Source organism: Streptomyces sp. CLV115 (assembly GCF_038448545.1).
Classification (GTDB): Bacteria; Actinomycetota; Actinomycetes; order Streptomycetales; family Streptomycetaceae; genus Streptomyces; species Streptomyces sanglieri.
Genome location: NZ_JBCEWQ010000246.1, coordinates 1 through 7,767, shown reverse-complemented (window position 1 = coordinate 7,767; position 7,767 = coordinate 1). Strand labels below are relative to the sequence as shown.

Below are 7,767 nucleotides of genomic sequence, written 5' to 3'. Positions count from 1 at the left end.
GTGCTGTTGCCGGGGCTCTTCGAGGGGAGCGGCGGGGGCGACGGCAACGCGGGCGGCGGGGTGCGGCCGACCGCTTCCGCCTCGGACGCCGTACGGACGAAGGCGGGGCCGGCCGTCATCCCGGGCGCGGACGCCGGCCACACCGGGGACTTCGGGGCGGCTGCCACGGACGTCTCGGCCAAGCCTGCGGACTGGAAGGCGTGGAAGGCCAAGGTCGAGAACGGACCGGTGAAGTGCGTGCTGGCGGGCGCGTCCCTGGCCTGTGGTGGTCCGCGGCGCATCACCGTGCTGGATGCGGCGACCGGCGAGCGGCGCTGGCGGACTCCGCAGGGGAGTGCGGGCGGTGGGCCGGCCTCGGTGGCCGCTGTCGTCGGCACCACCGTCTACGCCTTCCAGGACGGCGGCCTGGTGGCGCTGGGCCTGGCCGACGGGGCGCGTAAGTGGCGGGAGCCGCTGGCCGAAGGCACCCGGGTGACCGGCTTCGTCCAGTCGGACGGAGTGCTGTACTACGCCACGAAGGGAACCGGCACGGGTACGGCCCGGATCATCGCCCATCAGCTCACCGGTGCGCATTCCCGCACATGGGACAAGCCGTGGGACGACCCGGCGGCCGAAGCGGAACTCTTGTTCGCGGACGGCCGGCTCGTCGCGGTCGGTGACGCGATCACCGTCCTCAAGGGCGCGGACGGCGCACGGCTGGGGGCCATCGGTGCCGGTGACCTCATCTGCCGTACGCCGGTGCTGAAGGGCAAGGAACTCCTCTGCGCGGGCTCGAACGGCCTGACGGTCGTCGATGTGATGGCCCCGCAGAACCGCCGCACGATTGCCGAGGGCGTGGACATCGCCTACCGGCCCGCCGTGTCACGCGACGGCAAGGTCGTGGTGAGCAGCCGGACCCGGGTGTACGCGTTCGGTCTGGCCGACGGGAGGCAGTACTGGGCGACGTACGACGGCGGCCCGGGGCTGGACACCACCGGTGGTCCGGCGCTGGCCGGTGACACGGCCGTGGTCGTGGGCGGGTACGGGCTGAACGCCTTCGACATGGCCTCCACGGGGGAGGCGGACGACACGGGCTCACGCCTGCCCGACGAGTGGCCCGGCGAGCCGGGGGACGCGCTCGACCCGGCGTCGATCTCGCTCATCGCCCGGGGCGACGCGGTGTTCCTGAGCTTCGGCGACGGATCGGTCATCTCCCTCAACGCGCCCTGACCGCCCGCCGGGACGGCGCCCTCAGTCGTCGTCCCCGTCACGGTCGTCGTCCCCGTGACCGTCGTCCGACCGGTCCACCGTCACCTTGCCCGACTTGGCGTCGACGTTCAGCTCGTTCTTCGTGCCGTCCTTGCCCCGGACGTCGACCTCCCAGTGCGGTGCCCTGCCGCCCCGGTCGTCGTGGTCGTCGTCCAGGTCGACCGAGGTCACCGTCCCCGGGTTCGCCTTCAGCGCGGCGTCGACGGCCGGGTTCAGCGACACGGGGGCGTACCGGTCGCGGTCGTCGTCACCGTCGTCGTCGGAGGTGTGCTTGCCGAGCACCTTGCCGTTGCCCGCGTCCACCGTCACGTCGTGCCAGACCTTGTCGGAGCCGTACACGTCGAGCTCCCAGACGAGCCCGCCGTCCTCGTCGTCCAGCTCGGCCTCGGTGACCGTGCCAGGGACGGCCCTGAGGGCGGCCGCGATCGCGTCCTTCACGTCCACCCGGGCGGTGCCGTCGCCCGCCACGCTGCTCCTGACCCCGCGGTCGTGGCTGTCGTCGTCCGCGAAGGCGACCGCGGTGGCCGCCGTGCCGCCGACGAGCACGGCGGCGGTGACTGCGGCGATGACGAACTTGCGCTTCATGAGGGTTCCTCCCCGATCGGGTGGCCGGTTTCGACGAGGACCACATTGCCCGGGTGATGCTGAACGCAGCCTGAAGCCACCTGAAGCCGTCTTCAGGTTCGGTTTGCGACCCTGTGCGTATGCGCCTGTTGATCGTGGAGGACGAGAAGCGGCTCGCGAGGTCCCTGGCCGCGGGGCTCACCGCCGAGGGCTTCGCCGTGGACGTCGTGCACGACGGCCTCGAAGGGCTGCACCGTGCCGCCGAGGGGGCGTACGACCTCGTCGTCCTCGACATCATGCTGCCCGGGATGAACGGCTACCGGGTCTGTGCCGCGCTGCGCGCCGCCGGGCACGAGACGCCGATCCTGATGCTGACGGCGAAGGACGGCGAGTACGACGAGGCGGAGGGCCTGGACACCGGGGCCGACGACTACCTGACCAAGCCCTTCTCGTACGTCGTGCTGGTGGCCAGGATCCGGGCGCTGCTGCGGCGCCGGGGCGGCGGCTCCGCCTCGCCGGTGGTCACCGTCGGCGCCCTGCGCATGGACACCGCCGCCCGCCGCGTCCACCTCGGCGGGGCCGAGATCACCCTCACCACCAAGGAGTTCGCGGTGCTGGAACAGCTCGCCCTGCGGTCCGGGCAGGTGGTGAGCAAGGCGGACATCCTCGAACACGTCTGGGACTTCGCCTACGACGGCGACCCGAACATCGTCGAGGTGTACGTGAGCACGCTGCGCCGCAAGCTCGGCGCGGCCGCCATCCGCACGGTGCGCGGCGCCGGGTACCGGCTGGAGGCGCTGTGAGGTCGGTCCGGGCCAGGGCCGCGCTCGGCGCCACCGTGGTGGTCGCCCTCGCCCTGATCGGTGCCGGGCTCTCCGTGCTGCTGGTCCTGCGCGCCAACCTGACCGATCAGGCGGGGCTCCAGGCCGAGGTGGTGGCCCGGGAAGTGGCCGGGCAGCTCGCCCTCGACGTGCCGTACGACCGGCTGGAGATGCGCGACGAGGAGGACCATCCGGTCCAGGTGACCGACGAGGACGGGCGGGTGGTCGCCGTGTCCAAGGACCTCCGAGCCGTCTCCGGCACCGGCACCGACCGGGTCACCCCGGACCCGTCACCGGTCTCCGGGCAGTCCGGCGACGAAAGCGGCGGTGGGAGCGGGAGCGACGACGACGGCAGTGACGACGACGCGGACGACGACGACCGCGGTACTCCGGGCCGCGGCGAAGTCGACTCCGACGAACCGGACTTCACCAACGGCACCGCCACCGTGGACGGCGAGAGCGCCGACTACCGTTTCGCGTCCGTGCGGGCGACGACCTCCACCGGGGTGACCCTGACCGTCCACGCGGGCGCCCCGCTGGCCGCCGAGCAGGAGGCCGTGGGCACGGTGCGCGGCGCGATGCTGATCGGGCTGCCGTTGCTGCTGCTGGTCGTCGCCGGGGTGACCTGGCTGGTGACCCGGCGGGCGCTGCGCCCGGTCGAGGGGATCCGGCGCGAGATGGCCGCGATCACCGCGTCCGAGGACCTGAGCCGGCGGGTGCCGGAGCCCGGCTCGCGCGACGAGGTCGCCCGGCTGGCCCGGACCACCAACGAGACGCTGACCGCGCTGGAGGCGTCGGTGGAGCGGCAGCGGCGGTTCGTCGCGGACGCCTCGCACGAACTGCGCAGCCCGATCGCCTCGCTGCGCACCCAGCTGGAGGTGGGGGCGGCCCATCCGGAGCTGCTGGACGTGCCGGGCGCGGTCGCCGACACCGTGCGGCTCCAGGCGCTGGCCGCCGATCTGCTGCTGCTGGCCAGGATGGACGCGGGCGAGCGGCCGGGGCGTACGGTGCTGGACCTGGGCGCGCTGGTTCGCGAGGAGGTCTCGCAGCGCGGCGGCGACCGGATCCCGGTGACGGTGTCCGCGCCGGACTCGGGCGGGTTCGAAGTGGCCGGATCACGCGGGCAGTTGGCCCGGGTGATCGGCAATCTGCTCGACAACGCACAGCGGCACGCGCGGAGCGCGGTGACCGTCTCGGTGGGTACGGCGGAGCGCGGTGACGTGGTCGTCGCCGTCGCCGACGACGGGGCGGGGGTGCCGCCGCCGGAGCGCGAGCGGATCTTCGAACGTTTCGTGCGGCTCGACGACGCCCGCACCCGGGACGACGGCGGCGCGGGTCTCGGCCTGGCCATCGCCCGGGACGTCGCCGCCCGGCACGGGGGCCGGCTCACGGTCGGCGACGCGCGGGAGGGCGGCGCCCGCTTCGAGCTCCGGCTGCCCGGAGCCGGCTGACCGCCGCCCCGTTCCGGTCAGACCTTGCCGCGTCGTCCCCGCAGGTGCTCGGCGACCGGGGTCAGGGCCGCATGCAGGTTCGCCAGTGCCTCCGGCGTCAGCAGGTCCATGAAGTGCTTGCGCACCGACGCCACGTGGTGCGGCGCCACCTTGCGCATCGTCTCCGCGCCGTCCTCGGTGAGGACCGCGTACAGACCGCGCCGGTCGGACTCGCAGTTCTCCCTGCGGACCAGACCGGCGGTCTCCATACGGGTGATCTGGTGCGAGAGCCTGCTCTTGGACTGCAGCGTCGCGGCGGCGAGGTCGCTCATCCGCATGCGCTGGTCGTCCGACTCCGAGAGGTTGACCAGGATCTCGTAGTCGTTGTTGGTCAGCCCGAACGGCTGGAGGTCCTTCTCCAGCTGATGCATCAGCAGCCTGCTGACGTCCAGGTGGGTGCGCCAGGCGCACTGCTCCGCGTCGTTCAGCCAGCGGGTGGCCGTCTCGGTCTCCATATATGGATTCTACCTAAGAAGTTGAAAGCCGGACGAAGTGGGAGTGTGACGGTCCGCACCCGTCCGGAGACGGGTCCGGGTGCGGGGCGCTGACGTTCGACGTCACACTCCGCAGACTACCGTTCACAACCCGAAGCGACGCTGGAGGTCCCCGAGCTGGCCGGGCATACGGGGGGTGGCGCCAGGTTGACCCGCGCCCGGGGGCACCCCGGGCTGCCCCGGCACCGCGCCCGTGGGCTGTTCGGCCATCAGGATCTCGGTCGACTGGAGCAGTACCGTGCCGGCGCCGACGAACTCGAACTGGTGCTCCTCGCCCGAGGTGCCCCCGATGCCCGTCAGCGACCGCAGCCCGCCCAGTACGCCCGTCATGTAGCCGTGGTCGTAGTGGTGGCACGGCGAGGGGCAGTCCGCCCAGCCCACCAGGGCCTGCGGGTCGACCCGCAGCGGCGGCTCCATGAAGACCACCGGGCCGTTGGAGGCGGCCACGAACTTCCCCGTACCGATCAGGGTGAGAAATCCGGGCACGATCGACTGCTTGAGTGCCAGGGTGGGCTGATAGGCGAGGAGATTGCCCGACCGGATCGTCAGGTTCCCCTCGTCCAGGTCGTAGGAGTTCACATCGAAGGCCCGGTCCGCGAGCAGCATCTTGCCGCTGCCCTCGGCCACCACCCAGTCGCTCGCGTGCAGCGGCGAGTGGAAGCTCGTACGGATCAGCCGCTCGAAGCGGCCGTGGCCGATGCCGTTGAAGTCGATCCGCCCGTAGTAGGCGATCATCTTGCCCTTCTGCAGGAACCACTGGCTCCCCTTGAGCTCCACGCAGAAGGTGTACGAGTTGACGTTGTCGTCCGACGGCAGCGTCATCGGGTCGAAGACCACGGGCGTGCTCACAGCTTCTCCTCCGAGGCCTGTACGTACACCGCGCCACTGCCGCTCAGCTCCAGCTGGAACGCCTCGCCGGAGCCGCGCCCCACCATGTCGCGCCAGCCGAGCGCGGTCGAGAGCTTGTTCCGTACGTCGCCGTGGTGCGCGACGTACGCCTGCGGGTCCACATGCACGTCGCGGCCGGGGGCGATCGGCAGCTCGATCACCCCGCCGTGCGCCATCACCGCGACCGCGCCGTGCCCCTGGAGCGTGGTGGTGAAAAGGCCCTGCCCGGTCACCTGGCCGCGCACCATGCCCATCACGCCGCCCTGCGAGCCCATGAACATGGTGCCCTGCTGGAGCGTCCCGTCGAAGGCGAGCAGCCGGTCGGCCTCCACGTAGAGGGTGTCGCCGGCCAGGTTGATCACCTGGATGTGATGGCCGCCGTGGCCGAACATCACCGTGCCGCTGCCCTCGACCGTCATCAGCGGGGTCGCCTCGCCCGCCACCCGCCGGCCGATCATGGACATCAGCCCGCCCTGGCCGCCCTGGATGTTCGGGGTGAACGACACCTCGCCGCGGTAGGCGAGCATCGCGCCCCGCTGGCTGTACATCTTCTGGCCGGGAACCACCGTCGCCTCGACCATCTTCGAGTTGATCTCGCGGAACGGCATCAGACATCGCCCCCGACGGTGTTCCGCTCACTGGGCTGGACGTAGACCACGCCCTCGCCCTCGAACCGGATCTGGAAGGACTCCCCGGAACCCTCGCCGATCAGCGTCCGGAAGTTCACCCCCGCCTGGAAATGCTGCTGGAGGCTGCCCTGGTGGGCGATGTAGGCGCCCGGGTCGACGAACAGCGGGTACTGGGCCGAGACGCGCAGCGCCACCGCCGAGCCGTCCGACATGATCGCCACCTGGCCGGTGCCCTCGACGGTGGTGGTGAACAGGCCGTTGCCGCTCGCCCCGCCGCGCAGGCCGGTGAAGGTGGTGCCGGTGCGCAGCCCGGAGTCGGTGCACAGCAGATTGCTCGCCTCGACATGGAGCTTGTCGCCGTGCAGCGAGACGAGACTGATCTCGCTCGCGCGGTCCGCGAAGTAACAGGTGCCCTGGCCGGTCACCTCCATCACGGACATCTGCTCGCCGGTCAGCCGCCGGGTCACCATGCCGCGCAGCCCGTCACCGCCGCCGGTCATCTTCTTGAACGTCATCCGGCCGTCGTAGGCGACCATCGAGCCGTTCTTCGCCTTGACGGCGTCACCGGCCAGGTCGACGGCGAGCGTTCTGCTGCCTTGGAGTCGGAACATTGCCACGGAGCGACGTTAACGGCAGGCCCCCCGGCCCGGACAGGGTCCGAGGGAGGATCCACCGCCCCGAAGGGCCCCTGATACGCATCCGGTACCTGATGCGTACGCAACCGGGACGTATGACCCGCTACGCACGGTCCCCGGTATCCGGCCCCGGCGCCGTGGGCCGCCCGCGACGATGTCACAATGGGGGCGCTTGTGCCTGTATTCACAAGCTGTCACCGTCCTCCCACCGAAGGTGCCCCCGTGGACATCAAGACCGCTACCGCCCTGCACCGGCTGCGCCTCATCTCGATTCCCGAGGCGCTCTCCTTCCCGGCACTGATCATCTTCGGCTCGGTCCTCAGCCGGGTCTCCGACATCGACTTCCTGATGATGCCGCTGGGCATCCTGCACGGCGTGCTCTTCGTGATCTACGCCGTGCTGCTGCTCGACGTCTGGGTCAAGACCAAGTGGCCGCTGAAGCGCGTCGCGCTCTTCTTCCTGCTCGCGCTGCTGCCGTTCGGCGGGCTGTACGGCGACAAGCTGCTCAAGCGCTACGAGGCCGACGGCGTCATCGCCGCCCGCGCCCGCCGCGAGGGCGTGGTCAGCGCATGATCGTCGCGTTCTCGGTCAGCCCGCTGGGTGTCGGCGAGGACGTCGGCGAGTACGTCGCCGACGCCGTCCGGGTCGTCCGCGAGTCCGGGCTGCCCAATCGCACGGACGCCATGTTCACCTCCATCGAGGGGGAGTGGGACGAGGTCATGGACGTCGTCAAGCGGGCCGTCGCCGCCGTCGAGGCGCGTGCCGGACGGGTCTCCCTCGTGCTCAAGGCCGACATCCGCCCGGGTGTCACCGACGGTCTGACCTCCAAGGTCGAGACGGTGGAGCGGTACCTGGCGGACTGACGCCGGTGCTGCTCCCGGAGCCCCCGCCCCTCTGCCGGATCCGCCGGAGGGGCGGGGGCTTCCGCGTGCCGGCGTGGGGCCGCCGGGCGGAATTCCGGGGCCGGGCGAGGGGTCTTGCGGGTGGAATTCCGGGGG

The 7,767-nt window shown here is 71.5% G+C and carries 10 protein-coding genes; 5 read left to right on the top strand and 5 right to left on the bottom strand.

The window, feature by feature from the left end; all coding sequences use genetic code 11:
• Positions 1–1,209: outer membrane protein assembly factor BamB family protein (locus AADR41_RS40080; RefSeq protein ID WP_342287234.1), on the top strand; the 1,209-nt coding region annotated here is incomplete at its 5' end.
• 21 nt (positions 1,210–1,230) lie between these two features.
• Here the strand turns inward: AADR41_RS40080 and AADR41_RS40075 are convergent.
• Positions 1,231–1,833: a PepSY domain-containing protein gene (locus tag AADR41_RS40075; protein ID WP_342287233.1), complete on the bottom strand. Its 603-nt coding sequence runs from the start codon at positions 1,831–1,833 to the stop codon at positions 1,231–1,233.
• Between the two features lie 119 nt (positions 1,834–1,952).
• Here AADR41_RS40075 and AADR41_RS40070 point away from each other — a divergent pair, with 119 nt between their 5' ends.
• Together AADR41_RS40070 and AADR41_RS40065 are read left to right on the top strand one after the other, a co-directional pair.
• Positions 1,953–2,615: a response regulator transcription factor gene (locus AADR41_RS40070; protein ID WP_342287231.1), complete on the top strand. Its 663-nt coding sequence runs from the start codon at positions 1,953–1,955 to the stop codon at positions 2,613–2,615.
• Positions 2,612–4,084: a HAMP domain-containing sensor histidine kinase gene (locus tag AADR41_RS40065; RefSeq protein ID WP_342287229.1), complete on the top strand. Its 1,473-nt coding sequence runs from the start codon at positions 2,612–2,614 to the stop codon at positions 4,082–4,084. Before AADR41_RS40070 ends, AADR41_RS40065 begins: the two co-directional genes overlap by 4 nt.
• 17 nt (positions 4,085–4,101) lie before the next feature.
• On the opposite strand, the gene AADR41_RS40060 is transcribed toward AADR41_RS40065, so the two are convergent.
• The 4 genes from AADR41_RS40060 to AADR41_RS40045 form a co-directional block, all read right to left on the bottom strand.
• Positions 4,102–4,578, bottom strand: coding sequence for a MarR family winged helix-turn-helix transcriptional regulator (locus AADR41_RS40060; RefSeq protein ID WP_124716332.1), 477 nt, complete (start codon positions 4,576–4,578; stop codon positions 4,102–4,104).
• A 123-nt stretch (positions 4,579–4,701) separates the two neighbouring features.
• Positions 4,702–5,466: an AIM24 family protein gene (locus AADR41_RS40055; protein ID WP_259934722.1), complete on the bottom strand. Its 765-nt coding sequence runs from the start codon at positions 5,464–5,466 to the stop codon at positions 4,702–4,704.
• Entirely contained in the window at positions 5,463–6,113 is a 651-nt protein-coding gene (locus tag AADR41_RS40050) for an AIM24 family protein (protein WP_342287227.1), read from the bottom strand. Before AADR41_RS40050 ends, AADR41_RS40055 begins: the two co-directional genes overlap by 4 nt.
• Complete coding sequence (locus tag AADR41_RS40045) at positions 6,113–6,745, bottom strand: AIM24 family protein (protein WP_342287235.1); 633 nt, start codon at positions 6,743–6,745, stop codon at positions 6,113–6,115. The genes AADR41_RS40050 and AADR41_RS40045 overlap by 1 nt, the downstream gene beginning before the upstream one ends.
• Before the next feature lie 246 nt (positions 6,746–6,991).
• On the opposite strand from AADR41_RS40045, the gene AADR41_RS40040 reads away from it, so the two are divergent.
• Both AADR41_RS40040 and AADR41_RS40035 read left to right on the top strand, forming a co-directional pair.
• Entirely contained in the window at positions 6,992–7,342 is a 351-nt protein-coding gene (locus tag AADR41_RS40040; RefSeq protein ID WP_342287225.1) for a DUF3817 domain-containing protein, read from the top strand.
• The gene (locus AADR41_RS40035; protein ID WP_030971479.1) at positions 7,339–7,632 is read left to right on the top strand and encodes an MTH1187 family thiamine-binding protein; all 294 of its coding nucleotides are present in this window, start codon (positions 7,339–7,341) and stop codon (positions 7,630–7,632) included. The genes AADR41_RS40040 and AADR41_RS40035 overlap by 4 nt, the downstream gene beginning before the upstream one ends.
• Positions 7,633–7,767 lie beyond the last annotated feature (135 nt).